The sequence below is a fragment of the Vibrio anguillarum genome (genome assembly GCF_003390515.1).
Lineage (GTDB): Bacteria > Pseudomonadota > Gammaproteobacteria > Enterobacterales > Vibrionaceae > Vibrio > Vibrio anguillarum.
This window is the reverse complement of the sequence record NZ_CP031479.1, coordinates 953,634-979,191: the sequence shown is the minus strand read 5'-3', so window position 1 is coordinate 979,191 and position 25,558 is coordinate 953,634. Positions and strand designations below refer to the sequence as shown.

The following is a 25,558-nucleotide window of genomic DNA, read 5'->3' as shown; positions in this document are numbered from 1 at the left end:
CTCTTAGTTAATGATTAGAGTTGTTGGTTCACAAAACTCATCATCTTATCGACTGCTGAGATGACTTTTGAGTTCATTTCGTAAACGCGTTGCGCTTCAATCATGTTGACCAACTCTTCTGTGACGTTCACGTTAGAGGTTTCAAGCATGGATTGACGAACATCACCGAGGCCGTCAAGCCCTGGCACCCCTTCTTGTGGATCACCACTAGCACCGGTCGGTAGATACAAGTTTTGACCAATCGGCTCTAGACCGCCTGGGTTGATAAAATCAACCGTGGTAATTTGTCCAACCACTTGGTTATTTTGCTGACCACGAAGCCTAACGGACACTTCACCATCATTACCGACAGTAATAGAGATTGCATCAGGTGGAATAACAATTTCCGGCTCTAAATTATATCCAGCACCGGACGTCACAATTGCCCCTTCATCATTGAGGGTAAATTGACCATTTCGGCTATAAGCGATATTGCCATCTGGCATCAGGATTTGGAAAAAGCCGTCACCTTCAATCATCATATCGAGGCTATTGGTCGTGGTTTGTACGTTGCCGTGGGTATGCACTTTTTGTGTTGCCACGACTTTAGAACCCGCACCAAGCATCAAACCGCTTGGCAGTTTGGTATTTTGCGAAGATTGACCGCCCGGTTGATTAATATTTTGATAAAACAGATCTTCAAATACCGCACGACCCTTTTTAAAACCAATAGTCGAGGCGTTCGCTAGGTTGTTTGAGATAGTGGCAATATTGGTTTGTTGGGCATCAAGCCCGGTTTTACTTACCCATAATGCAGGTTGCATAGTAATCTCCTTTAACGCTTATCAGCTCATACGAAGTAATGAGTCGGACGATTTGTCCATCTCTTCTGCGGTGCTCATCATTTTGACTTGCATTTCAAACTGACGTTGTAGCTCAATCAAGCTAGTCATCTCACCCACCGCATTGACATTACTGCCTTCCAGCGCACCTTTTAATAGCTTTACGCTAGCATCTGCTTCGAATGCTGCATTAGGATCTTTAGCACGGAATAAACCATTCGTATCTTTGTATAGGGATTGATTATTGGGGCGAACCAGTTTAATTCGGCCTACCACTTCCATCGCATCGGCTGGAGCGCCTTGCGGACGAACGGAAATAGTACCGTCATTACCGATTTCTACTTTACTCAATGGAATAGGTAGAGTGATTGGCGCGCCCGTTCCATCTAGCACTAGATGGCCGCTACCATTTATGAGCATGCCATTTTGGTCAATGCTTAGGTTGCCACTGCGGGTTAACCCCTCTTTGCCGGTTTTATCCATCATGGAAATCCAACCGTCACCTTGAATGGTGATATCGAGATCGCGCCCTGTGGTAATGATACTGCCTTGCGCAAAATTATGTCCCGGACGTTCTGTCATGCTAAACACGCGGCTCGGTAACCCTTCGCCATAAGCTTGCATTGAGCGAGCTTGCGCCAAATCAGCACGGAACCCCGTGGTACTGACGTTTGCTAAATTGTTCGCTCTTAATTGCATGGCTTGCATGTTTTGCTTTGCGCCACTCATGGCGAGAAACAGTGCGCGATCCATAATCTGCTCCAATAATCATCGTTCGATCATTAAAAGCAATTGACGTGCCAACTTATATTTAAATTAAAAATCAATAAGTTAAATGTAATTGCACAAAAAATAGGGAGGATATAACGAAGATTGCCGCGAACAGATGGCAACAATACCAAGCTAACATTGCCGCTAACTTGGTATTGCCATTGGATGACGTTAAAAGAATTAACGGATCTGCAGTATGTTTTGTTGTAGCTGGTTGTGAACTTCAAGCGCACGCGAGTTCGCTTGGAAGTTACGCTGAGCAGAGATAAGATCCACCAGCTCTTGAGTCATATCAATGTTGGATTGTTCAATAACACCATTGCTGATGGTACCAAATGAGCCTTTGTTTGATTCACCCCAAATTTTATCACCGGAGAATTGAGTCGAATCCCACTGCGTACCGCCTTTTTTATCTAAGCCTTGTTCATTGGCTACGCGGACAAGCCCCACACGTCCTAGAATGGTATTTTGACCATTTGAGTAAGTGGCTAGCACACTGCCATTTTCATCGAAATCGATCTTCGTCAAAAAGCCCGTGGTTGCGCCATCTTGTACAAATTTAGTCAACTCAAATGGAGCGGCAAATTGCGTAGCCGAATCGAGACTGAACGACAATGTTTGGTTGGCATCAGCACCGTTGAGTTCAACTGGGTTTGCCCCCAAACCTAAAGGCTCGGTTACAATTTGCTGACCATTATTCATGCTGGCTAGCGTACCATCATTATTAAACTTCATGGTATGCCCAATATGACCCGTCGGCGTAGTAGCATCACCACCAACTACATTGATTGGTTTTTCACCAGTTTTATCCGTCACGGTGTAATAGGTTTGCCATGTGTTAGCTTGCGTCTGATCTTTGAGGTAATAGGATGTCAACTTATAAGGCTGACCCATCGAATCGTAGACTGTCGATGAGGTGGTACGGTTGTACGTCTCAGGATCAGTAATATCAAACAAGGTTGGGTCTTTTAACTTGCCATTAGCTGGCAAGTTCGCGCCAAGTTCAACATTGGCTGTCTGTTTAGGTTTACCAAACTGAGCAGGAATATTGATAGGTTTTGGCTCATACGAAAGAACATCACCAGTATCAGGGTTAACATCATAGCCAAGCAAAAACTCGTCATTTGACGTTACCATGTAATCATTTTTATCGAGGTGGAAAGCACCATTTCTGGTCAACTCATTTTGTTGAGGCGTCAGCTTATCTTTCGCAACCGCAAAGAACCCCGTTCCCGCAACACGCAAGTCCATCGGGTTATTAGTATAAATACTGGAACCTTCGTGAAATTGTTGTGCCACTTTGTTCGCCTGAACACCTTGACCAGGAGTCGTTTTGGAGTTGGTAAACAATGAGGTTGAGTAAACATCACCAAACTCAGCTCGCGACTCTTTAAAACCAAAGGTATTCGCGTTAGCAATGTTGTTACTGGTGGTGTTCAGATCTAACTGAGCTGCGGATAAACCGCTTAATGATATATACGACATTCCAAAATCTCCTATCTAGCTAGCATATCTACTCTATAAAGAGTTACGCTTTGCCAACTTCTAGTACTTCAGCAAGTTTAACTGGCGATGTAAATCCAGCCAGATTGAGCAGTACGTTACCATCACCTTTACCCAGCAGAACGCTATTGACGTTTGCGTAAGTCGATACCGCAAACTCCTTGCTTTCTCCATCGAGCAAACCCGAAGCTTTCACTTGGTATTTGCCGCCCGGCAATGGATTACCGTTTTGATCGTTACCGTCCCATTCAACGCGATTATCACCGGCTGATTTAGCCCCGACATCAAAGGTACGAACCAATTGTCCAGCTTCATTCTCTATTCGGACAAACAAGTTCTCTAAACTTTGAGGAAGTTTGACCATCGCAGCCATCCCAGCACCCTCTTTTTTGATCCCTGCCGCTCCCGGTACTAACACATCACGGCCAACCAGTGATGAAGCCTGTAGAGCTTGGTTGGATGTCATCGACGAGTTGAGACTCTCAAACTGAGTGTTCATTTTGCCGATACCATCAACTGTGGCAAATGACGCCATTTGGGCAATCATCTGGTCATTACTGACCGGTTTAAAAGGATCTTGCTGAGCCAGTTGTTTGGTGAGTAACGATAGGAAGTCTTCTTGTTTAAGATCTTGCTTCCCCGTTGTCTCTTCTGTTTTCTTTTGGTCTTGAAGACTTTTCAGCTGGTCAATATAAGACAAGCCGCTTTGACCAATGTTATTTATTCCGGCCATACGCTACCTCCTTATCCTATTGACCCATCTGCAGCGTGCGCAGCAGCATTTGTTTACTTGCATCAGCCACCTGCACGTTCGTTTGATAAGAACGAGAAGCCGAAATCATGTTAGCCATCTCTTCCATCACATTGACATTAGGCTTGTAAATATAGCCTTCATCGTTGGCAAGTGGGTGATCTGGGTTATATTCTGCGTTAAGCGGTTTATCGCTTTCAACAATACCTAATACTTTTACAGGTACATTATGATCACGGTTATAACGCGCTTTACTTAACTCTGCACCAAACACCGCGTGACGCGCTTTGTAAGTATCTTTCGCCGAACTACTCACACTATCCGCATTGGCTAAGTTACTTGAGGTCGTATTTAGACGAACAGATTCAGCACTCATTGCAGAACCAGTCACATTGAACACATTAAATAAGCTCATCTACTTATTCCCCTTTGATTGCTTTCGTTAAGTTCTTGAATTTACTTCCTAAGAAGTCCAGTGAGGCTTGGTGTCTGATCTGGTTTTGCATAAACAAGTTACGCTCTAAATCTACGTCCACCGTGTTGCCATCACCCGTATCAGGTTGAGTCGGAATTCGATAGAGACTCTCGCCAGTTACTTTCGTGGAGGCAGATATATGCCGACCATCCGTACGGCTAAGACCAATGCTTGCCCCTGAACTTGCCGCCTGCAATGCTTTTTGAAAGTCCATTCCTTTTGCTTTAAAGCCCGGTGTGTTCGCCTGTGCAATATTGGTGGAAATCACCTCAGCATTGCGCTCACGTACACCAACCGTGTGTTGGTGAATACCTAATGCGTTATCAAAAGAAATAGCCATGTTTGCCTCTACACTAAAAACTGACTGTTACTACTCATATTAAAAGCAATTAACGTACCAACTTAAAAAACGAACCGTGTTTACAACAATTTTATCTAAATAAGAATCCGTCGAAATGTAAGCAAAATATACGCCGCTTTATCCACTTGTCGCCCACAACTTCAGTAAATATTACCAATCAAAACGAAATTAGGGGAAAGAAAAAGCCCAGCAAAAGCTGGGCAAGTAACTAAACGTAAGCAAGTAACTCAACGTAAGAATGTGGCTATTTGAGTTTATAGATGATGCCAGGGTTACAACGAACCATTTCAAACTTATCGGTCAATCCTGTCAGTGACTCCGATGCGCCGAGCAATAAGTAGCCACCGGGGTTTAAGCTACTAGCCATTTGATTTAATACTTTCGACTTCATATCAGGTGAGAAATAAATCAAAACGTTACGACAGAAAATAATATCGAATTTACCCAATAAGGCATAGCTCTCCATTAAGTTCTGAGGACGGAAGTTAACTAAACGCTTAACGTTATCTTTGATTTTCATTCGGCCATCACCAGCATCCTCAAAAAAGATTTTGCGACGCTCCGGTGATAACCCTCTGCCAAGTGCTAAATTGTCATAAATCCCCGCTTTACACATATCCAGCATGCTGGCAGAAATATCCGTCGCGGTGATGGCTACGCTCGGCAACATACCCGGCTTGCGCTGTTGAGTTTCCAGCACCGTCATCGCCATTGAGTAAGGCTCTTGACCTGAAGAGCTTGCCGCTGACCAAATTTTTATAGGGCGTTTATTTGCAGCGACCTCAGGTAATAGACGTTCCGCTAAAACGGTGAATGGGTAAGCATCACGGAACCACAGTGTTTCGTTGGTGGTCATGGCATCGACCGCTGCAACTCGTAGCTCACGGTTTCGCCCCGTAACCACATCACGTAACAAGTCAGAAAGAGAGGTTAACTTGAATTTAGCAACCAGTGGACTTAAGCGACTTCTCACTAAGTACTGTTTGCTATCTCCAAGTACAATCCCGCACTGAGATTCCAAAAAACGGCTGAAATCGCGATATTCTTGATCGCTTATAGTTATAGCAGTCATTAATTTCTCTTTAGTTAACTAGTGCAGCTTTCACCGCATTCCCAAGCTCATCAGGGTTGAATTTAGCAATGAATGAGTTTGCACCCACTCGCTCAACCATGGCTTGGTTAAAAACGCCGCTCAGTGAAGAGTGAAGAATAACGTATAGATCTTTCAAATCTGAATTTCTACGTATCTCTGCTGTTAATGTATAGCCGTCCATTTCAGGCATTTCAATATCAGAGATCACTAAAGATATTTGATTGTAAATTGGCCCTTCTGCTGCCATCTCGATCAATTTTTCATACGCTTCTTTACCATCTTTAACCGCAACGACTTCAAAACCTATTGATTCTACTGCTCTTTGAACCTGTTTACGCGCAACGGTTGAGTCATCGGCAATTAAAATTCGACGGATGATCTCTTTTTCTGTTTCTACTTGGGCGATCGATTCACCAATCGATGAATCCATTGTCTCATTAACCGGAGAAATCTCTGCCAAAATTTTCTCTACATCGAGAATTTCCACCAATTCGTTATCAATATTGGTGACTGCGGTTAAGTAGTTATCTTTGCCTGAGCCATCTGGTGGAGGAAGAATGGCTTCCCAGTGCATGTTTACAATTCGATCCACCGAGCTGACCAAGAAAGCTTGGATAGATCGGTTGAATTCAGCAATGACCACAAAACACTTATCAAGGTCCGCGGTGGGACGTCCACCCACGGCCAAACTCAAATCAATGACAGAAACGGTTTGACCACGAATATGAGCAACACCTTTGACTAGGCGATGTAAATTGGGCATCAAAGTTAACTTAGGGCACTGGAGCACCTCTTTAACTTTAAATACGTTGATACCATAACGTTGCCGTCCCATTAGACGAAACGTTAAGAGTTCTAATCGGTTTTGACCAACGAGTTGCGTACGCTGATTCACAGAATCAAGAATACCCGTCATAAGCTCATCTCCATCTCAAACTTTTATGCAAAAAAGTGGTAGTCTACTACAGGCTATGAAGAAACCAGAGAAACAGAATGATGCATACAAAAATATGTTTACATCTACTTTCCATAACTAAGTGTAGAGCTTTCTATAGAAATTTTTATCTCTCTATCGGCTTTTTATTGTTTTTCTTTAATTTTTCTCTTCATTCTGCCACTTTGCCGCAAGTTGAAGCCATTCAACAAGCTGCGGAACAACATGTTTTAGAAACAATTGAGTGGCCTCCCAGCGGGGAGTTAAACGTAAAAGCGGCAAATGTTGATGACCGAATTTATGCCACCGACTGCCCCACACCGTTATCGACCTCTTCCTCATCCAGTAATGGTTCTGCAAGTAATATCACAGTTCTGGTTGAATGCATTGAAGATAACTGGAAAATTTATGTTCCTGTAAGACTGACCATTTCACTGCCACTTGTCACCGTTGCCGTACCCATTTCTCGTGGGCAGCAAATTACGCAGCAAGATGTCTTGATTACAATGGTAGACTTACACCGCTTTAGACGACAAGGTTTTTCCGATATAAATCGTATCGTCGGAGCTAAAGTGAAAAAAAACATGCGTATTGGCGATGTCGTTGAGCAAGATGATATATGCGTCGTATGTCGTAATGAAAACGTTATGATTCAAGCAGTCAAGCAGGGAATGATCATCACAACCAAAGGAACCGCTTTAAGTGATGGTATTTTTGGTGAGCAGATAAAAGTGAAAAATGATAAATCAAACCGTATAATAGATGCACAAGTAACCGGTATTGGCGAAGTCACGGTTCAATTTTAACGCTTTCATTACACTTCTAAATGTGTTTACGTTGTTAAGAAAGTGAAACAGAAAAAAAAGCTAAAGTAATCACAAGCACCGTCGATATTGACTGTACAGGTTTCCATTATTATTAATAAGGCTCACATATGGCAGGTATTGATAACATACGTTCGGGGCAAACATTAACGACGACAAATCGTAGTAATGCTCGTACTGAATCGAATGCATCTCCATCGACATCCGGCTCGGTCACTCGTTCACCCCAAAATCAAGATGCGGTATCACTTAGTACCCAAGGTAAGGCCATTGGTGAAATGCACAACCAAATGGTATCTCAGCCAAGTTTTGATAGTGCCAAAGTCGCTGCAATTAAAGATGCGATAGCCAATGGCTCATATAGAGTCGACCCAGAAAAGTTGGCTGATAATATGATTAAATTTGAAAAAGAGTTGGGTGGTTTTAACTAGCCCTACTTTTGACTAATTAAGGCAACATACAATGGCTGTATTAAAAGACTTAGTCGATTTCCAATTGAAAAATGCACTAGAACTCTCTTCGCTACTTGAACAAGAAAAGTTAGCAATTACGAGCCGTTCATCAAGTGAAATCGAAGCTATTGCCAAACAAAAGATGACCTTAGTTGGACAACTCCAACAAACTGACCTCCGAATTGCGAAACATCCTCATGTCGTGAGCCTGACTGAAGATGTACTCCTGTCGCAAATCGTTGATCAGATTCGTTCCATTGTTCACGATTGCCAGCAAGCAAACCTTGTTAATGGTGAAGCGCTACAACGTGCACAACTCAGTTTTAATAAACTCAATAATTTGATGCAGCAAAGCCACGGAAAAATTGGCATGACGTATAACGCTGGTGGGCAAACCCACACTGTGTCCACTTTAGGGACCAATATTAAAGCGTAATCAACATGCAGCTGAGTTACTAAACTTTTAAGCTGAAACGAATTAAACAGAAAAGCGGCAAACTTTGCCGCTTTTTCGATCTGGAGAAAAAGAAGATTTAGAAGAGTGTTTGTTGACGTTTTTCTGGTACTTGCTGAACTTCTCCGTAGTCACGCAGTTTATCCATCTTACGGATATCGAGACGTAACTCAGTGACATAACTGTCACCCACCTTATAACTGCGGACCACTTCTGCTCCGCGGATAACACCATCAACCGCTCCCGACGTCAGCTCTGTGCCCAATCGCTGATCTTGTAGTTCAGCACGACCACTCACTCGCATTCCATAGACTTGCTCTGCCAGTTCGCGATAAGCATCGATTTTAGAGGCACGCATTGCACGGACTTGCTTTTCATCCACACTACGCCCAGTTTGCTCACTGATATTGGCATAACCTACCGCCGTCAACCATTCATCAGCGCGCATGGTTTGCAAGGGCTGGCAACCCACCATCATGATAGTCACTAGAAGTAATAGCCATTTTTTCATTGGTTTCTCCTATGGACGCAAGATAACAGTATACGGCTGCTTAATCGTAGGGTCAGAGCGAATTAACACACCATCTTGTGTACGGATACTGTTGAGCGTATCAAGATCACGACCAATACGATCGGCAGGCAAGAAGCCTTGTGCGGTAGCAACCACAACACGAGACTGCATTCCCACAACACGAGCATTGACTAATACACCGCCTTCTTGACGAAGCATTGTGCCTGTCAGTATGTATTGGATTTCTTGCTCTTGAGCGAGGTCTTTCCAGTCACGACTGAAAGCAAAATCACCTTGCTGCGTTACCTGAATCGAGCCTGTGGTTTTGAAATCAACCACTTTAAATCCTCGACGCTGAAACTGATGAATAAATCCTTCAGAAACCGAGTTACCCAACCAGTTAGTCGCATCCATACTTTGCAGGTCCACAAACGATGTTACAGCAATAGGAGTGCGAGCAGAAACACTAGTATTGGACACCATCAAATCTTCTGTCATGCTTTCAACAAAGAAGTCCAACGTGTGACGTGGGCTCTCCATTAGCATAAACTGTGAACCATTGTATGGCTCTTTACCGTTATAAATCGGGGCGTAGGCACAAGCAGTTAACAAAACTGCTGGCACTATCGAAAGCCATTTTTTCATTCTCTTATCTCCAGATATACTGAGGCAATCTTGATTCCAAACTTCAGATTAAAAAACTTGGAACACTCTTTGCTTTTCAAAACTTGTTACACTTTCAAAACGCACTGCCTACATCAGCTAAGATTTTAAAAGCAAAATTTATACCCAACTGGTAAATAACAATGAAAAAAATTATTTCTGTTTTATTTTCAATATGTTGCACCATTACCTTTTCTCAGGCCGTTAATGCTGCTTGGTATGAAGTGACCGGATCGTCAGCCATTGTTTCCTCAGAGGAAGTCGCTCGCCTCAATGCATTGGAAGATGCCATCTATAAGGCGGTAAACTTTGCCGGGGCAGACATCGGTAGTATCAGTAACTTGCGACCACTGCTGGAATCAGACCGTAAAGAGTACCAGTTTACTAACCATGAAGTACGCTATGTGTTAGTTGAAGAGAATAAAACACGTCGGGGAGTGATGTATGTTAAAGCTCGAATTGATATTTATCCTTCGGCAACAGGTTGCCACGTTAGCCAATATAAGAAAACGTTTTTAGTGGGTAACATTGATCTTGCATCGCCACAACAGGCGGTTATGGGGCAAATTTACAGTGTGGGAGATGATTTTGCACAGGTACTCAACCGCCAACTCGATCAAGAATCTCGCAGTTTTGTGTCGGTTGGCACCACAGATTATGCAATTGAAAAACAGCACCCAGAACGCTTAACCATGATTGCAGAGGACACGGGGGCACAGTACATTTTGGGGGGAACCATCACCGATTTAACTGCCACGATAGAGCAAAAATTACTCGCCGATGATGTGATTAACCGTCAATTTGCTATGCAAATCCAAGTGTTTGATGGCAAAACAGGCCAAGAAGTCATGACTAGACATTATAGAGAAGTCGCTAAATGGCCCTTCGCCAAAACCAGTCAGATAGATACGCGCAGTGCACGTTTTTGGTCTTCAACCTTTGGCAGCATGATGCTGCGTGTCAGCCGAAATATCATGCTCGATCTTGAATCGGAGCTTTCATGTAAAATAACTCTCCCCGAGGTTGTGGCTAAATATGGTAATACCATCACGATAGATTTAGGACGTGTGCATGGCGTTAAAACCGGTGACCAATTGCAGTTGTGGCATACAGGTTCATTCATTGATCAGAAAGGGCTACCACGAAATAAAGTGACTCAAAGTGATATTACCCTTACGGTTACTCGCGTCTATGAAAACGAAGCAGAGCTGAGTGTTGATCAAGAAAATCTCGCCTCTAGCATACAAATTGGCGATGTTATGCACAAACAGCTTTAATTTTCGTTTTAACTAGTTAACTTCACAAAATTATTGAGTAAACTAGCCCTCCTTGCTCCCGTAGCTCAGTAGGATAGAGCGGCCCCCTCCTAAGGGGCAGGCCACAGGTTCGACTCCTGTCGGGAGCGCCATTTTGATAAAGCCTCAACACCCAACTGGTGCTGAGGCTTTTTTTTCTGACGAAAAATTGACCTAATATTGATTTGAGCCACTACTATTCATATACAGTGATTACTGTAAGTTCTGTGTCAAATAATCTAGAATTAGTATTAACAGATTTATCGATAGATAAGATCATGAAAAAGAGTAATCTAATCACGAATACTGGTCACCGCTTTATCTCTAAAGCAAAGACCGCCTATAAAATTCATATCCATACGCCGGACGATACGGTATTGCACCGTTCTGTCGGCTACATACGTATTGGTGAGAAAAAGGGGCTTAAAAAGGCGATAAAGCTGCGTAATGAATTAGGTTCAGAGATGTGGGGCAAACATTGGCGTCGTCTGCTCAAAGATCCCTATTTGATGACTCGTCTACCACACAGTTTAGAACCTAAAATCATATACAAACCCAGACCAACGCTCGATAACCCGGAAGCTCGGGATCCTTGTTATATCGCGGCTTGGAGACACTATGATGAAAAAGGTAACTGTATATTTCAAAGCGTCGTTTGTTCGATCAACAAGCATGGCAAGCTTGCCGCTTATACCAAGACGAAAAAGGCGCTATTAGAGGCTTATAAAGAAGACTTGGATATTCTTGTCTACATGGGCCGATTGAATAGTATTGATTTGAAATAACGTGACGTGATACCGGAGCGGTTAGAGGCTCAAATCCATTGTTTTACAAGAAGAAAGCCCGCGTTTTTCACGGGCTTTCTCTATTTTCTAATACTTAAGCGTTATTATTTCACTTCATAATCAAAGCTTGGAATAACGATATCAACACGACGATTTTGCTTTCGACCTTCTACTGTATCGTTCGATGCGATTGGGCTATTTTCCCCTTCACCTTTTACGGTAAGACGGTTCGCATCCACACCTTTAGCAATCACAACATCAGCAACAACTTGTGCGCGTTTTTCTGATAGTTTCTGGTTGTAAGCCGCAGCGCCAGTTGAGTCAGTGTGACCAATAATTTCAGCATCGGCTTGTGGGTAAGCTTGCAAATATTTCACTAGTTTATCAAGCTGGTTAGTACTCTCTGCTGTTAGCTTAGTACTGTTATGGGCAAAGCTACTGCTGTCCAAACGTTGAAATGGCACATGCTTAACAACTGTTTCAGGTTCTTGGGGAATAACGACAGGCTCAACCACTGGCTGTGCAACTTCTTCAACAAACACCTCTTGCACGATGACTGGCGCAGGTTCTGCTTTACTTCCACCAAATTTATACGAAACACCTAAGGTAGCCGAGTTACCTGCCGCTCGGACAAGATCGTTATTAATATCGGTGAGGCTTTGATATTCCAAACGTAAAGTGACGTTATTATCGGTGTTGAACTCAATACCAGCGGCACCTAAATATGAGTAATCATCTTTATTGCCATAATCAACATAAGCACCGCCGACTTTAGCATATAAGGCAATGGCATCAGTCAAAGGAAGGCTGACTTTCGGTGCGAGTGTAATGGCCGTTACTTTTTCATCATTCAGCCCCGCACCACTAAATTTGCCCAAGTAATCGTAACCTGCCTCTAATGAAAGCCAATTAAACGCTTGGTAACCAAGGTAAGCACCGACGGTAGAAGATTCATCTTCACACACATCTCCAGCACGACAAGCGTCATCAAGCCAAGATTTACCAACTTTAGCACCTACGTATACTTCAGCCATTGCGGCAGAAGATGCAAAAACAAGCGCCATTGAAACTGCTGCTGCTAACTTTTTCATACTTTTTCCTTTCCTATTTATCGTTATCATAATGCGGTTGCGGTACCCAAAAAACGGTTTACTTTTCGCCTACACACATACCTACATAACTCGGAACCACTATACTGTATGTAAAGAAAGCTTAAATAGCGCATTAGTTTATTCTCTGTCATCGTTTTGTGAAATATTGTCAGTGCTCTACACCAAAGGATTTAACAAAGCCGATATAAAGAAAAACCGCAGCATAAGCTGCGGTTCAAAGCGTTGTTCGTATGATTGACTTATTGAGCGTTCGCTTCACGCTCAGCAATAAAGGCCAATGCCATATTGATACGAGCAATGACACGCTCTTTGCCGATCAGTTGCATGACAGCATCAACCGATGGCGATTGACCACCGCCAGTGACAGCAACGCGCAGCGGCATGCCTATTTTACCCATACCGATTTCAAGCTCTTCACACACTTGAGCGATGACAGCGTGCAGGTTTTCCATTGTCCAGTCACTCAGTGCTTCTAATTTGCTTAAAGCAAGTGCTAGCGGCTCTTTCGCCACACCGCGTAAGTGTTTTTTCGCCGCATCAGCATCAAACTCAGCAAAATCTTCAAAGAAGTAACGAGATTGAGCAGCAAGTTCAACCAAGGTATTGCAGCGTTCACCCACCAGTTTAACGATCTCAGCTAATGCTGGGCCGTTGTCTTTATTGATGCCTTGTTGCTCAAAGTGCCATTCAAGGTGTTTTGCAACATATTCAGGCTCTGATGTTTTGATGTAGTGATTATTCAGCCACAACAACTTATCAGTATTAAATGCAGATGCCGATTTGCTAATAGCATTTAAACTGAAGAACTGAATCATCTCTTCACGCGAGAAAATTTCTTGGTCGCCATGAGACCAACCTAGACGAACTAAATAGTTATTCAGTGCTTCAGGCAGATAACCTTCATCGCGATACTGCATCACAGAAACAGCGCCATGACGTTTAGATAGCTTCGCGCCGTCGTCACCTAAGATCATTGCGCAGTGCGCAAACACAGGTACAGGAGCACCTAACGCTTCGTAAATGTTGATTTGACGAGGTGTGTTGTTGATGTGATCTTCGCCACGAACGACATGAGTAATCCCCATATCCCAGTCATCCACCACCACACAGAAGTTATAGGTGGGTGAGCCATCAGTACGGCGAATGATCAGATCATCCATCTGGCTGTTGGAGATTTCGATACGACCGCGGATCTGGTCGTCAAAAATTACGCTGCCTTCTTTAGGATTACGGAAACGGATAACACACGGATCCCCTTCTTTTGCTGCGTCGTTAACCGCTTTGATTTTTGGGTGATCAGCATCGTAGCGCGGCATCTCTTTGTTCGCTTCTTGCTCGGCACGAACTTCATCTAACAGCTCTTTAGAGGCGTAACATTTGTAGGCTTTATCTTCAGCAAGCAGCTTATCGACAACTTCGTTATAACGATCAAAATGTTTAGTTTGGAAATATGGGCCTTCATCCCAATTCAAACCTAGCCAAGTCATACCTTCAAGAATCGCGTCTACGGCTTCTTGCGTCGAGCGCTCTAGGTCGGTGTCTTCAATACGCAAAACAAACTCACCACCTTGGCTTTTTGCATAAAGCCAAGAGTAAAGTGCAGTACGCGCACCACCAACGTGAAGATAGCCTGTCGGGCTAGGAGCAAAACGAGTTTTAACCGTCATTTGATTTCCTTAGGGATAAAAAGACAGCGGAGAACATGTCCACTGCAAGTACCAGGATAAAAAGTGGCGACATTTTACCACTGACGGCTAAATCTACAATCCTCGATTGCCTTTCGTTTTTCTGCGCTCAAGAATAACGCTTAAAATTCGCTTAACTTTCCTTTAGTGGAACTTGACCTTGCCCTAAAGGTAAGGTTTATGCTTCTAGCTATTGAGTTGGTTTACGGGGAATTTATCAATGAAACGCTTTCAATTGCCTTTATCAGGGCTGAAATGCATGGGTTGCGCGAAGAAACTTGAGCAGCATCTCAAGCAAGAATTTGAGGTACAAATCCACCAGCTGTCACCCACATTCATCGAACTGAGCACTTCGGCCTCTTTAAGTGAACTCATCGCCGCTATCGAATCCTTAGGCTATCAAGCCTTGCTCAGCACGAACAGCGATCCTCTGCCCTCATCGCAACCCACAACCTTGGTTAGCGATACACAGCTACTCGCACAAGAGACAGAAGTCTCAACAACGGGTTTGGTTAGTATCCACTTACTGATCCAAGGAATGACTTGCGCAAGCTGTGTTTCTTCGGTGGAAAAAGCACTTCTAAGCGTTAACGGCGTACAAAAAGCGCAAATCAATTTAGCGGAACAAAGCGCCTTAGTGCTCTCGCAAGCGGATATCGCTGACCTTGAACTGCAATTGCTCAATGCCATTACTCATGCAGGCTACCGTGCAGAGCGAGTCGATGACCCAGCTCAACAGCAAGAAAAACAAAAACAACAATCACGTGATTTACAAAAGCAGCATAAAACCAATGCATTACTAGGTTTAATGATGGGTATTCCGTTAATGCTTTGGGGCCTTCTTGGTGGCAGCATGATTATTGTGACCACTCAACAGCAAATATACTGGGGCGGTATCGGCATTGTGTGTTTGGCTCTATTAGCCACCGCTGGCCGCCACTTTTTTAGCCATGCTTGGCTTGCGTTAACCCATAAGCGCGCCACTATGGATAGCTTAGTCGCCCTAGGAACCGGAGCGGCTTGGGCCTATTCAATGTTGGTAGTGATTTACCCAACTTGGTTTCCCGTAGCCTCGCGTCATGTTTATTTTGAAGCCAGCGCGATGATTATCGGTTTGATTTCACTGGGCCACTACATTGAGGCGAAAGCCAAAGCGAAGACAACCCAATCCTTGCAAGCCCTAATTAACTTGCAGCCACAACAAGCAACACGCATCACGGCGCAAGGCGATCAACAGATTGCAGTTGAATTAGTACAACTTGGCATGCAACTACGCATAAAACCGGGAGAAAAAGTGCCGATAGACGGCAAAGTCCTCAGCGGTGAATCTTATGTTGATGAATCCATGCTCACTGGCGAGCCGATCCCCGTCCTAAAAGTGGCAGGCGATGCCATTGCGGCAGGTACCATCAATCATGATGGCAGCTTAGTCATCGAAGCCACCGGCGTAGGGGCGCAAACCATGCTCTCGCGCATCATCCAAATGGTGCGTCAGGCGCAAAGCAGTAAACCAGCCATCGCCAAACTGGCAGATCAGATATCCGCTATTTTTGTACCGACAGTGGTTATGATTGCCCTGTTTTCCGCTCTGATTTGGTACTTTGTAGGCCCTGAACCTAAGGCCAGTTATATGCTAGTGGTTGCGACAACAGTATTGATCATTGCCTGCCCTTGTGCCTTGGGTCTAGCTACTCCACTCTCGGTTACAGTAGGAGTTGGCAAAGCCGCTGAAATGGGTATTTTGATCAGAGATGCCAATGTATTGCAATCGGCAAGCAAAATCACCACTGTAGTATTTGATAAGACAGGTACGCTCACTCAAGGCAAGCCAACCGTTCAGAACTTAGTCACGTGGGGAATTGAAGATAGCAAATTGTTAACCCTTGTTTACGCTTTGGAACTGCGCTCTGAACATCCTCTTGGCAAGGCTATCTGCCATTATGCGCAACCGCTGGTATCAACCAGCGCCGAAGTCGAGCAATTTACCAACCTAAGAGGCAAAGGGCTAATGGCAAATATTGGCGGTGATTCCGTCGTCGTTGCCTCTTTATCGCACCTTGAATCACTGGGCGTTCCTCTTACTCAAGCACAAACGGCCATTGAACACTACGCAGAACAAGCTTGGACGCCAGTCGCGGTTGCCATTAACGGTGAACTCAAAGGTCTCATCGCTATTGCTGATCCAATCAAACCTAATGCTGCACAAGCTATCAGCACACTGAACAAAATGAACATTCGTACCGTGATGCTAACTGGAGATAACCAAAGCGTGGCCACTGCAATAGCAAAACAACTGGGCATACAGCAAGTGATGGCTCAAGTACTTCCGGATCAAAAAGCACAAAAAATCGTGCAGTTACAAGAGAAAGGCCAAATCGTCGCCATGGTCGGTGATGGTATTAATGATGCGCCAGCCCTTGCGCAAGCCGATATTGGTATCGCAATGGGCAGTGGCAGTGATGTCGCAATAGAGAGTGCGCAAATGACATTGCTCAACTCCTCACCGCTTGCCGTAGTCAATGCTATCGCTCTTTCTAAAGCAACGGTAAAAAACATGAAGCAGAACCTATTGGGCGCGTTTATTTATAACACCTTCGGCATTCCCATTGCCGCTGGCGTGCTTTATCCCGCTTTTGGCTTTTTACTCAGCCCTGTAGTTGCAGGAGCGGCAATGGCTTTGTCCTCAATCACAGTCGTGAGCAACGCTAACCGCTTACGTCTATTTAAATCCCCTTTTCACTCTTAGAGGTTAGATAAAAATGAAAATGATCACAGCCGCTATGCTTAGCACCTTGTCTCTTATGAGCTACTCCGCATTCGCCACGGTGACCGAGGTGACCAATTACAAATCCCCTTATTGTGGCTGCTGTACTGAGTGGTCCACTCACATGCAACAAGCAGGATTTAAGGTTAACGAGCAATTGCAAGAAGATATGACGGCGATAAAACAACAATTGGGCATTACACCCAAGCTCGCCTCTTGCCATACAGCCGTTATCGACGGCTATGTTTTCGAAGGTCACATTCCAGCCACAGACATTCAAGCCTTTCTCGCTAATCCACCGAAAAATGCCAAAGGGTTAGCCGCGCCCGGCATGCCAATCGGTTCTCCAGGTATGGAATCTGGTGATAAGAAAGAAGCCTATTCGGTTTTTGCTTTTAACGAGCAAGGTCAGGTGTTTGAGTTTGCTCACCACGAAGGTAATTGATTTTATGTAATAAAGCCTCCGACAGATGCGGAGGCTTTCATTGGGGTGCCTTGATATGGCTACAGTTATTTAACGCTAGTTACTCGGCTGACTCGCTCGCCTGAAGCAGAGATAGAACGGATCCAGACCTCACCGGACACCTTCGGTTGTTCAATGCTCAAGTAAGTAAGCCATTGTTGACCATCTAATGAGTATTGCAGCTCAACACCTGGGAATGACGAATTCATCGACAATTTACCCGCTTCAATCTTAGCTCCGGGAATTGGCAGGCGATAATCAATGCCAGCTTTTTCCAGTTTCGCCAGCTCACGTTGCCCAACAATATTAGCAAAACGAGTCCAATCTTGATTCAGTGCAGACTTATTGACTAAGTTGGTTTGCTGAGAATATTCAACCCCTACTTTATAGTCGTTTTCCCACTCCGCTTTATGCCAAGCACGTTCAGCGGCAGCCAACACTCGAGGGAAAACCATATATTCATACTGCTCATCATTACGAACCGTTTCTGACCACAATTGAGCTGACAAGCCGTAGAATGGTTTCGACGTCACCTCTCCTTTACCGACAAAACCATTACCATCACGATCTAATGAAGTTTCAGCGTTTTGCGGCATATTTTCCGGTGCAAAACCAAACATTTTGCGCGTATCGGTCGCACGGGTGGCCCAGTAATAACCGCGCTCTTTAGGATCCGCCTCATAAGGCATATCCATGTAGACATAATCAGGGTTAGAAACAATTACGTCGTAACCTTGTTTTGCCCATTCATAAACAGAGCTTGTACCGCCCCAATAGAGGACATCCCAAAAGTTCACACGTGTATTGCGCGTGGCAAAAGAGGATTCTCCCTCGCTGTATTTCAAGCCATCTTGCCATGCTTGGAAATTCTCAATCCCTTTATCGGCGACAATTTCCGACACTTGCTCAGCAAAATAACTCGGTAAATGAGCAAAGTCACTTACTACTCCTTGGCTGACTAATGCTTGGCACTGTGGCGATTTCGCAAATGGTTTATCTTGTTGTGAAAGATCTAAGTTACCTTTCCAACTGACTTTTTCCGTCGCATTAATATCTTGGAAACCCGCGCCTAATTTGATGTTTTTCGCCTCATCGCCACCAAAATGCCAAGTCAATAAAGGCATGCCCGCCTCACTGTGCATCAAGGCCACTTCAGTGATCACCTTGTCCACAAAGCGTTTAGACGAGTCTAAACAAGGGTTAATAAAACTCTGCTTATCATAAAACTGAACCGTCGTAACATTGGAGCTGTCTTGAGGATCCATCAAGCGATACTGGCTAGCCTGTTCGGTTTTCCCCTCTTGGCTCAAACGATCAAAACGAGCCTCCATTGAAACAACCGCAGAGCGAGCATGGGCTGGCATATCAATTTCAGGAATCACTTCAATATTGCGCGCTTTAGCGTGCTTGAGGATTTCAATGTAATCGGCTCGACTAAAATAACCTGAGCCAAAGTTATCAGAATTTGGACCGGAGCCAAGCTGTGGCAGCAAGCAGTTTTTCTCATCTAAATCAAAGCAGCGCTGCCCACCAATGTCGGTCAATTCAGGTAAGCCCGGAATTTCTAAACGCCAACCTTCATCATCGGTCAAATGAAGATGTAATTTATTCATCTTATAAGCCGCCATTTGATCTAACGTGGCCAAAATCGCTTGCTTAGAATGGAAGTTACGTGCGACATCCACCATCACACCACGGTAATCAAAACGTGGAGCATCTTCGATGCGGATCGCTGGCAGCGCTGTGACATTCTGGCTATCCACTAAACCGAAAATAGATTGAACGGCGTAGAAAGCTCCTGCCTCATCAAATGCACGAATAGAGATAGCATTCGGTGCAATCTCCAACTCATAAGCACCCGATGTCGCCATCTGGTCAGAAAATTCGCTCGGTGTAATCGCAACACCAACCGCCAACTCTCCATCAAGCTTCAGCCCAATCGTTTTAGCACGCGCTTGCAATGCTGAAAACTGATCCGTCGCAAAGTCCTTCACATCAAGCTTAAGGCCGCGATTAATGTCAACAACACCTTGACCGAGCGTTGTTTTTAGAGGCGTTGGTAACAGAGCCGTTGATACATCTTGCAGTGATACATCGCTATTTCTCTCAAATCGGCTGATGGCCGTGGCAAACACATTATTATCGCTGGTGGTGCGTTTTATATTGTCGCCCTCAAGCCCACGCACAAATGACGACGTGTCCTCTGTATTGAGAGATACAATAAGTTTAGGCTCTGTATTGGGCGCCGCAACGAATGCACGCGGCATAAAGTCCGTTTCAAACAACTGCCAATATTCAGCGACCAGAGGCAAAACAACCTCTTCGCCCGCAGCAAAACCATCAAATTTATCAGTAGGTTCAAGCTTATGTAAATCACCCGTTAAACGAGTAATTTTGAATTGATCATTTTCAACATCCAGAATCAGTCGAATACTGTGGAAATAGATAGCCCACTGCTTTGAATTCACGGCTTCACCTTGGTTAACCAAGGTCATGTTCACTTTATTACACGATGCCCATTCCGCTTCGAGAGCCTGACATGCCAATCCTTCATCTGCCCCGTGATTCGTTAATACGGTGTAATGAATATCCAAATTTTCCGCCAGCGCATCGACTACTTTCTGCTCTGGTGATTGCAACAAAGAGCAACCTGATAATGTGGCGATAACCGAAACAGCAATCAAACTAGGTTTCAACATTTGACTCACCCTACCTTTAAAATAAAAACCCAATATCCTGTTAAAAGGACTCAAAACAGCAACAAGCATAAAGGCTTGTGACCTAAGGCATTCACCATACAAGGAGTTATTTCTAAGCGTAAAATAATTAGCTACACGAAGTGATCCAGTTCAAATCCTCTAAAATACAATCAAAACAAAACCATTTAAAATCAATAGATTAAATTTGACGTCAAAACCGTAATTTATTATTTGACGAGTTTAACTTGAGAAAGATCACATAAAAATGCATAACAAAAATGAATTTATGAATAGAGATCACTACTCACTACAAGGCGAGAAGTTCATTAAAGGGATTTGGCAGGTTAAATCGTGATATAGGTCATAAATTGTAATGACTCATCAAACGTCAAAATGCGCTAAAGTGACGTTTTTTACACATCCTAATGCTATTTATTATCGTGGAATATTGACTGCTATTTTCAATAGTTGAATTTTCTCGGTGAAGGGTGGACAGTGGAAGATCCTTTATCTTTGGTAATGAAAGTGATCACATCCAGATGCAACAAAGCCCCGCATTACTGCGAGGCTTTTAAGTATGGTCGGTGAAGAGGGATTCGAACCCCCGACCCTCTGGTCCCAAACCAGATGCGCTACCAAGCTGCGCTATTCACCGAAATTTTTGCTCTGCACTTAGCGAGCAGTTCCGAGCTTTTTGCCTAGAACGGATGCGTATATTACTCATCTAAAATTAAGACGCAAGCCTTTAATCTTATTTCCATCAAATAACAAACTCATTGGCTAAATCACCATCAAATACACATAAAAACGTGACTAATTACACACCAATAGAAACATCAAGTTAACCTATGCAACATAATTGATCCAGATCAGTGTCAACAAACAGAGCAAACTTTAACTTGGCTGTGTCTTCGAAACTTTGGAGGAAACATGGACTTTTGGCTTGATCTCCTATTTGGTAATGCTGTGGGACTGTCTTCAATGATAGTAATCTTTGGTGCTTTTGGTCTTATGCTGTTTTATGGCGGTTTCTTCATTTATAAAGTGATGAATGACAAATCTCCTCACTAGATCGCTTAGCACCTATTGAAAAATAGTGTGACGCTATGCACCGGGGTGGATTATCTGTCTGCTCCGGTTTTTTATCGCGTTAATAACTCTATATTCTTGATGAATGGCATCATTCGCTACTCAAGAACGGTTCGATAAGAACACCTGTCTCAAAATAGTTTCCATTTTTTCATGCAAATAAGAGTATTCCCTCAGCGCATAAATAAAGACGTCAATGCCGTCTATATCTTGTTGAGGAAAAGTGATGGGGAAAGGCTGGAAACCATGAGTGTCATTAAAAACGCCTTGGTTAATTAATATTAACTGCTAAAATATCGCAACGTTAATAAGCAACACTCAGAGTGTTGCTTTCTTTTTATTCACCGCCGTTGGGAAACGTAAGAGCAACCTATGTCACAACAAGCTACCATCCGTTTAAACAAATACATCAGTGAAACTGGTTTCTGTTCTCGTCGAGAGGCCGATAAGTTAATTGAACAAGGCCGAGTAACCATCAATGGACTATTGCCGGAAATGGGCACTAAAGTCACGCCGAACGATGAGGTGTGTATTGATGGTAATCCATTAAAATCAAAAGAAAAACCGATATACATTGCCCTTAACAAACCGACTGGAATCACCTGCACAACAGAGCGCGATATTCCAGGTAACATTGTTGATTTTATTGGCCACCACAAACGTATTTTCCCGATAGGTCGATTAGATAAACCATCTGATGGGCTGATCTTTCTGACTAACGATGGTGACATAGTCAATAAGATATTACGTGCTGGTAATAACCATGAAAAAGAGTACGTCGTCCGAGTAGATAGACCCATCACCGACGAATTTTTACATAAGATGGCCTCTGGCGTGGAAATTCTTGATACGGTGACACTGCCTTGCAAAGTAACCCAAGAAACGAAGTTCTCCTTTAGAATTGTGTTAACACAAGGGTTAAACCGTCAAATTCGTCGTATGTGTGAGGCCTTAGGTTACGAAGTGTTTAAACTACGCCGAGTTCGTATTATGAACATCAGCCTAGACGGCATCCCTAATGGTGAATGGCGTTATTTAAGCGACGAGGAAGTCGCTGAAATATTAGCAATGTGTGAGAGTTCTTGCGGTACGGAAGGCGCGTCCAAGCTTGATGTGACGGGTAAGCGTATTCGCAAAGCTACCGATGCAAAACTATTTGATAGTCGTGAGCAAAATCAAACCTCGACGGCACGCAGAAATCAAAAGCCCAAAACGTTCCAAGGGCGCAATGCCGATGAATTTCGCCATGCTCCAAATACAAAAAGAGCACCGCGCCGACCCACAAATTCATCACAAGGTGCGCCAGCTAATGGCCACAGAAAAAGCAGTACGTTAAGCCTTAAAAAATAATCATCGAACAATGCGTTAATTCTGTTGAGCAATAAAATGACCGTAATGACGCATCACTGAAGCAACGATAAAAAACCGAAGCAACTATAAAAAAGGAGAAACTTTCGTTTCTCCTTTAAGACAGTATAAAATTAACGCTTATTTCGTACCAAAAATCTTATCGCCAGCATCGCCAAGACCAGGAACGATATAACCTTTATCATTCAATTTCTCATCAATTGCCGCCGTATAGAGCTCAACATCAGGGTGCGCTTTTTCTAACGCCGCGATGCCTTCAGGCGCTGCAACTAAAACGAGAATTTTAAATTGGTTACAGCCGCGCTCCTTGAGCAAATCGATCGTCGCAATCATGGAACCGCCAGTTGCCAGCATTGGGTCAACCACAAGCGCAATTCGCTCCTCAATATTAGAAGCGAGTTTGTTGAAATAAGGGACAGGCTCAAGCGTTTCTTCATCACGATAGATGCCAACAACACTAATCCGCGCACTTGGAATGTGCTCCAAAACGCCGTCCATCATGCCAAGACCAGCACGCAAAATAGGTACTACCGTTACTTTTTTACCTTTGACTTGATCAATTTCAACTGGGCCATTCCAGCCTTCAATCGTCACTTTTTCTGTTTCAAAGTCTGAGGTTGCTTCATAAGTTAGTAGGCTACCCACTTCTGTAGCTAACTCACGAAAACGCTTAGTGCTGATATCCCCTTCCCTCATTAACCCAAGTTTATGCTTAACTAGAGGGTGTTTAACTTCAACAACTTTCATTTTCATCTCCGACGACATTTAAACAAACCTTCGAATTGTACACACTTTTTATGCTAATTTCAGTGCCAATTATAAACAAAAAAACTGACGCAAACGTTTTCCTTTTTGTTTTAAGCCCTGTTAGAATAGCGCCGTTTTCATATCCAACTTATGACCGAGGACTTCCCCGTGAGCGGTAATAACACTTCTCTTAGTTACAAAGATGCTGGCGTAGATATTGATGCAGGCAATGCACTTGTTGAACGAATTAAAGGCGCCGTCAAACGCACTCGTCGCCCTGAAGTTATGGGTGGCATTGGTGGTTTTGGCGCGCTTTGCGAGCTACCAACCAAATATAAACATCCTGTTTTAGTCTCTGGCACCGATGGAGTTGGCACAAAACTTCGCCTCGCATTGGATATGAATAAGCACGACACCATTGGCATTGACTTGGTTGCAATGTGTGTTAACGATTTGATTGTTCAAGGTGCTGAACCGCTTTTCTTTCTGGACTACTACGCCACGGGCAAATTGGATGTAGATACAGCTGCTGATGTGGTGTCGGGTATTGCCGATGGTTGTGTGCAAGCAGGTTGCGCTTTGATCGGTGGTGAAACTGCTGAAATGCCGGGTATGTACGAAGGTGAAGATTACGATGTCGCTGGCTTTTGTGTCGGTGTGGTTGAAAAAGAAGAGATCATCGATGGCTCAAAAGTAGCAGCAGGTGATGCTCTGATTGCGGTTGGCTCTAGCGGCCCTCACTCAAACGGCTATTCATTAGTTCGCAAGATCCTCGAAGTATCAGGTGCCGACAAAAATGAAGACTTGGCTGGCAAAACGATTGGTGAGCACTTACTGACACCAACCAAAATTTACATCAAATCAGCGCTTAAAATGATCGCCGAGCACGATATTCACGCCATTTCACACATTACTGGCGGTGGTTTCTGGGAAAATATTCCTCGCGTTCTTCCGCAAGGGACGAAAGCGGTGATTGACGGCAATAGCTGGGAATGGCCAATTATTTTCCAATGGCTGCAAGAAAAAGGGAATGTAACCACTCACGAAATGTACCGCACATTTAACTGTGGTGTAGGACTGATTGTTGCGCTTCCAATGGATCAAGCACAAGCGGCCGTTCAATTACTGCAAGCGGAAGGCGAAAATGCGTGGGTTATCGGTCATATTGCTGAAGCTCAACTCGATGAAGAGCAAGTAGAGATCAAATAACTGATGAAAAGTATTGTTGTTTTAGTTTCAGGAAATGGCACCAACTTACAGGCTATCCTTGATGCGTGTGAAACGAAAATTAAAGATGGCAAAGTAACGGCTGTTTTTTCAAACAAAGCAACTGCTTATGGCTTAGAACGAGCTAAAAAAGCAGGTGCGGCGGCGGTGCATATTGACCCAAATGCCTTTGACACGCGAGATGCGTTTGATGCGGTATTGATGGAGCAAATTGACCAATACGCGCCTGACTTAATCATTCTTGCTGGCTACATGCGTATTCTGAGTGGTGAGTTTGTGCGTCACTATTTAGGACGGATGCTCAATATTCATCCTTCTTTACTTCCTAAATATCCTGGGTTGAATACCTACCAACGCGCGATTCACGCGGGTGATGAAGAACATGGCACCAGTGTGCATTTTGTGACTGAACAACTTGATGGTGGCCCAGTCATTCTACAAGCAAAAGTGCCTATTTTTGATGAAGATACCGTTGAGATTTTGACTCAACGTGTCCAAGCTCAAGAGTATCGAATTTACCCACTAGTGGCACAATGGTTCGTTGAAGGGCGCTTGGAAATGCGTGAAGGTAAAGCCTATTTAGATGGCCAATTACTTGGCATGCATGGTTATGCTTTCGATGAATAAATCGTATCTCTAAATAGTGCGAAAAAGGTTGCCTCAACAGCAACCTTTTTTATTGTCATCTCAAATACAATTCAAACAGCAGTA

The 25,558-nt window shown here is 43.8% G+C and carries 25 protein-coding genes and 2 tRNA genes; 12 read left to right on the top strand and 15 right to left on the bottom strand.

Annotated features, from left to right (window positions below):
* Window positions 1–14: 14 nt before the first annotated feature.
* The 8 genes from flgG to DD616_RS08480 form a co-directional block, all read right to left on the bottom strand.
* The gene (gene flgG, locus DD616_RS08515; RefSeq protein WP_010319379.1) at window positions 15–803 is read right to left on the bottom strand and encodes a flagellar basal-body rod protein FlgG; all 789 of its coding nucleotides are present in this window, start codon (window positions 801–803) and stop codon (window positions 15–17) included.
* A 21-nt stretch (window positions 804–824) separates the two neighbouring features.
* Window positions 825–1,574, bottom strand: coding sequence for a flagellar basal-body rod protein FlgF (gene flgF, locus DD616_RS08510; RefSeq protein WP_208872174.1), 750 nt, complete (start codon window positions 1,572–1,574; stop codon window positions 825–827).
* Window positions 1,575–1,772: 198 nt separating this feature from the next.
* The gene (gene flgE / locus DD616_RS08505; protein ID WP_088732774.1) at window positions 1,773–3,077 is read right to left on the bottom strand and encodes a flagellar hook protein FlgE; all 1,305 of its coding nucleotides are present in this window, start codon (window positions 3,075–3,077) and stop codon (window positions 1,773–1,775) included.
* A 43-nt stretch (window positions 3,078–3,120) separates the two neighbouring features.
* Window positions 3,121–3,828: a flagellar hook assembly protein FlgD gene (flgD, locus tag DD616_RS08500; protein WP_013856252.1), complete on the bottom strand. Its 708-nt coding sequence runs from the start codon at window positions 3,826–3,828 to the stop codon at window positions 3,121–3,123.
* Between the two features lie 16 nt (window positions 3,829–3,844).
* A complete protein-coding gene (gene flgC / locus DD616_RS08495) occupies window positions 3,845–4,261 on the bottom strand; it encodes a flagellar basal body rod protein FlgC (RefSeq protein WP_010319383.1) in 417 nt (138 codons plus the stop codon).
* Between the two features lie 4 nt (window positions 4,262–4,265).
* Entirely contained in the window at window positions 4,266–4,661 is a 396-nt protein-coding gene (gene flgB, locus DD616_RS08490) for a flagellar basal body rod protein FlgB (protein WP_013856251.1), read from the bottom strand.
* Window positions 4,662–4,926: 265 nt separating this feature from the next.
* Window positions 4,927–5,754 carry a protein-glutamate O-methyltransferase gene (locus DD616_RS08485; protein WP_013856250.1) on the bottom strand — a complete coding sequence of 276 codons (828 nt, stop codon included), beginning with the start codon at window positions 5,752–5,754 and terminating at the stop codon, window positions 4,927–4,929.
* 10 nt (window positions 5,755–5,764) lie between these two features.
* Window positions 5,765–6,691 carry a chemotaxis protein CheV gene (locus DD616_RS08480; RefSeq protein WP_013856249.1) on the bottom strand — a complete coding sequence of 309 codons (927 nt, stop codon included), beginning with the start codon at window positions 6,689–6,691 and terminating at the stop codon, window positions 5,765–5,767.
* 77 nt (window positions 6,692–6,768) lie between these two features.
* Between DD616_RS08480 and flgA the strand changes: the two genes are divergently transcribed.
* The 3 genes from flgA (at window position 6,769) to DD616_RS08465 (ending at window position 8,421) form a co-directional block, all read left to right on the top strand.
* Window positions 6,769–7,515: a flagellar basal body P-ring formation chaperone FlgA gene (flgA, locus tag DD616_RS08475; RefSeq protein ID WP_013856248.1), complete on the top strand. Its 747-nt coding sequence runs from the start codon at window positions 6,769–6,771 to the stop codon at window positions 7,513–7,515.
* A 128-nt stretch (window positions 7,516–7,643) separates the two neighbouring features.
* On the top strand, window positions 7,644–7,964 hold the full coding sequence (gene flgM, locus DD616_RS08470) for a flagellar biosynthesis anti-sigma factor FlgM (protein ID WP_013856247.1): 321 nt from the start codon (window positions 7,644–7,646) through the stop codon (window positions 7,962–7,964).
* A 31-nt stretch (window positions 7,965–7,995) separates the two neighbouring features.
* Window positions 7,996–8,421 carry a flagella synthesis protein FlgN gene (locus DD616_RS08465; RefSeq protein WP_017043109.1) on the top strand — a complete coding sequence of 142 codons (426 nt, stop codon included), beginning with the start codon at window positions 7,996–7,998 and terminating at the stop codon, window positions 8,419–8,421.
* A 97-nt stretch (window positions 8,422–8,518) separates the two neighbouring features.
* On the opposite strand, the gene flgP is transcribed toward DD616_RS08465, so the two are convergent.
* Both flgP and DD616_RS08455 read right to left on the bottom strand, forming a co-directional pair.
* Window positions 8,519–8,950, bottom strand: coding sequence for a flagellar assembly lipoprotein FlgP (gene flgP, locus DD616_RS08460; RefSeq protein ID WP_017043110.1), 432 nt, complete (start codon window positions 8,948–8,950; stop codon window positions 8,519–8,521).
* Between the two features lie 9 nt (window positions 8,951–8,959).
* Window positions 8,960–9,595, bottom strand: coding sequence for a FlgO family outer membrane protein (locus DD616_RS08455; RefSeq protein WP_013856244.1), 636 nt, complete (start codon window positions 9,593–9,595; stop codon window positions 8,960–8,962).
* A 161-nt stretch (window positions 9,596–9,756) separates the two neighbouring features.
* Here DD616_RS08455 and DD616_RS08450 point away from each other — a divergent pair, with 161 nt between their 5' ends.
* The 3 genes from DD616_RS08450 to DD616_RS08440 all read left to right on the top strand — a co-directional run bounded on the left by DD616_RS08450 (window position 9,757) and on the right by DD616_RS08440 (window position 11,693).
* Complete coding sequence (locus tag DD616_RS08450; protein ID WP_088732776.1) at window positions 9,757–10,890, top strand: flagellar assembly protein FlgT; 1,134 nt, start codon at window positions 9,757–9,759, stop codon at window positions 10,888–10,890.
* 54 nt (window positions 10,891–10,944) lie between these two features.
* A tRNA-Arg gene (locus tag DD616_RS08445) sits at window positions 10,945–11,021 on the top strand.
* A gap of 165 nt (window positions 11,022–11,186) precedes the next feature.
* A complete protein-coding gene (locus DD616_RS08440) occupies window positions 11,187–11,693 on the top strand; it encodes a Fe3+-citrate ABC transporter substrate-binding protein (RefSeq protein ID WP_029189872.1) in 507 nt (168 codons plus the stop codon).
* Window positions 11,694–11,797: 104 nt separating this feature from the next.
* Here the strand turns inward: DD616_RS08440 and DD616_RS08435 are convergent, their stop codons facing one another.
* Together DD616_RS08435 and gltX are read right to left on the bottom strand one after the other, a co-directional pair.
* Window positions 11,798–12,784 (bottom strand): OmpA family protein, encoded by a 987-nt coding sequence (locus DD616_RS08435; protein ID WP_026029039.1) that lies wholly within the window; start codon window positions 12,782–12,784, stop codon window positions 11,798–11,800.
* Window positions 12,785–13,044: 260 nt separating this feature from the next.
* Window positions 13,045–14,472 (bottom strand): glutamate--tRNA ligase, encoded by a 1,428-nt coding sequence (gene gltX / locus DD616_RS08430; RefSeq protein WP_208872173.1) that lies wholly within the window; start codon window positions 14,470–14,472, stop codon window positions 13,045–13,047.
* A gap of 238 nt (window positions 14,473–14,710) precedes the next feature.
* On the opposite strand from gltX, the gene DD616_RS08425 reads away from it, so the two are divergent.
* Window positions 14,711–17,236: a heavy metal translocating P-type ATPase gene (locus DD616_RS08425; RefSeq protein WP_208872172.1), complete on the top strand. Its 2,526-nt coding sequence runs from the start codon at window positions 14,711–14,713 to the stop codon at window positions 17,234–17,236.
* A 13-nt stretch (window positions 17,237–17,249) separates the two neighbouring features.
* On the top strand, window positions 17,250–17,699 hold the full coding sequence (locus DD616_RS08420) for a DUF411 domain-containing protein (protein WP_017049700.1): 450 nt from the start codon (window positions 17,250–17,252) through the stop codon (window positions 17,697–17,699).
* Window positions 17,700–17,764: 65 nt separating this feature from the next.
* On the opposite strand, the gene DD616_RS08415 is transcribed toward DD616_RS08420, so the two are convergent.
* Window positions 17,765–20,416, bottom strand: a complete 2,652-nt coding sequence (locus DD616_RS08415) for a beta-N-acetylhexosaminidase (RefSeq protein ID WP_208872171.1) — start codon at window positions 20,414–20,416, stop codon at window positions 17,765–17,767.
* Window positions 20,417–20,994: 578 nt separating this feature from the next.
* Window positions 20,995–21,071: transfer RNA gene (locus DD616_RS08410), tRNA-Pro, on the bottom strand.
* Window positions 21,072–21,346: 275 nt separating this feature from the next.
* On the opposite strand from DD616_RS08410, the gene DD616_RS08405 reads away from it, so the two are divergent.
* A complete protein-coding gene (locus tag DD616_RS08405; protein ID WP_010319399.1) occupies window positions 21,347–21,487 on the top strand; it encodes a DUF3149 domain-containing protein in 141 nt (46 codons plus the stop codon).
* A gap of 390 nt (window positions 21,488–21,877) precedes the next feature.
* A complete protein-coding gene (gene rluF / locus DD616_RS08400) occupies window positions 21,878–22,855 on the top strand; it encodes a 23S rRNA pseudouridine(2604) synthase RluF (protein WP_094129733.1) in 978 nt (325 codons plus the stop codon).
* A 138-nt stretch (window positions 22,856–22,993) separates the two neighbouring features.
* Here rluF and upp read toward each other — a convergent pair whose 3' ends face one another.
* Window positions 22,994–23,620, bottom strand: a complete 627-nt coding sequence (upp, locus tag DD616_RS08395; protein ID WP_026027908.1) for a uracil phosphoribosyltransferase — start codon at window positions 23,618–23,620, stop codon at window positions 22,994–22,996.
* A 168-nt stretch (window positions 23,621–23,788) separates the two neighbouring features.
* Between upp and purM the strand changes: the two genes are divergently transcribed.
* Complete coding sequence (gene purM, locus DD616_RS08390) at window positions 23,789–24,829, top strand: phosphoribosylformylglycinamidine cyclo-ligase (protein WP_010320092.1); 1,041 nt, start codon at window positions 23,789–23,791, stop codon at window positions 24,827–24,829.
* Between the two features lie 3 nt (window positions 24,830–24,832).
* Window positions 24,833–25,474, top strand: coding sequence for a phosphoribosylglycinamide formyltransferase (gene purN, locus DD616_RS08385; RefSeq protein ID WP_013856233.1), 642 nt, complete (start codon window positions 24,833–24,835; stop codon window positions 25,472–25,474).
* Window positions 25,475–25,558 lie beyond the last annotated feature (84 nt).